Source organism: Serratia sp. X10, assembly GCF_017811775.1.
In the GTDB taxonomy this organism is placed as follows: Bacteria; Pseudomonadota; Gammaproteobacteria; order Enterobacterales; family Enterobacteriaceae; genus Serratia; species Serratia ureilytica.
Genome location: NZ_JAEIOH010000024.1, coordinates 1 through 1,032, shown reverse-complemented (window position 1 = coordinate 1,032; position 1,032 = coordinate 1). Strand labels below are relative to the sequence as shown.

General features: G+C 53.7%; 1 protein-coding gene. It reads left to right on the top strand.

Translation table 11 applies throughout. The features are described 5' to 3' along the window. Positions 1–1,032: elongation factor Tu (gene tuf / locus J9788_RS24970; protein WP_193550338.1), on the top strand; the 1,032-nt coding region annotated here is incomplete at both ends.

Genomic DNA, 1,032 nt, shown 5'->3' with positions numbered 1-1,032 from the left:
GGTACTATCGGCCACGTTGACCACGGTAAAACTACCCTGACTGCAGCGATCACTACCGTTCTGGCTAAAACCTACGGCGGTTCTGCACGTGCTTTCGACCAGATCGATAACGCGCCAGAAGAAAAAGCTCGTGGTATCACCATCAACACCTCTCACGTTGAGTATGACACCCCGACTCGTCACTACGCGCACGTTGACTGCCCAGGGCACGCCGACTACGTGAAAAACATGATCACCGGTGCTGCTCAGATGGACGGCGCGATCCTGGTAGTTGCTGCGACTGACGGCCCAATGCCTCAGACCCGTGAGCACATCCTGCTGGGTCGTCAGGTTGGCGTTCCTTTCATCATCGTATTCATGAACAAATGCGACATGGTTGATGATGAAGAGCTGCTGGAACTGGTAGAAATGGAAGTTCGCGAACTGCTGTCCGCGTACGACTTCCCAGGCGACGACCTGCCAGTGATCCGCGGTTCCGCGCTGAAAGCGCTGGAAGGCGAAGCTGAGTGGGAAGCGAAAATCATCGAACTGGCCGAAGCCCTGGACAGCTACATCCCAGAGCCAGAGCGTGCTATCGACAAACCGTTCCTGCTGCCAATCGAAGACGTATTCTCCATCTCCGGTCGTGGTACCGTTGTTACCGGTCGTGTTGAGCGCGGTATTATCAAAGTTGGCGAAGAAGTTGAAATCGTTGGTATCAAAGACACCGTTAAGTCTACCTGTACTGGCGTTGAAATGTTCCGCAAACTGCTGGACGAAGGCCGTGCTGGTGAGAACGTAGGTGTTCTGCTGCGTGGTATCAAACGTGAAGAAATCGAACGTGGTCAGGTACTGGCTAAGCCAGGCTCCATCAAGCCACACACCCAGTTCGAATCTGAAGTGTACATCCTGAGCAAAGATGAAGGTGGTCGTCACACGCCATTCTTCAAAGGCTACCGTCCACAGTTCTACTTCCGTACTACTGACGTGACCGGTACCATCGAACTGCCAGAAGGCGTAGAGATGGTAATGCCAGGCGACAACGTGAACATG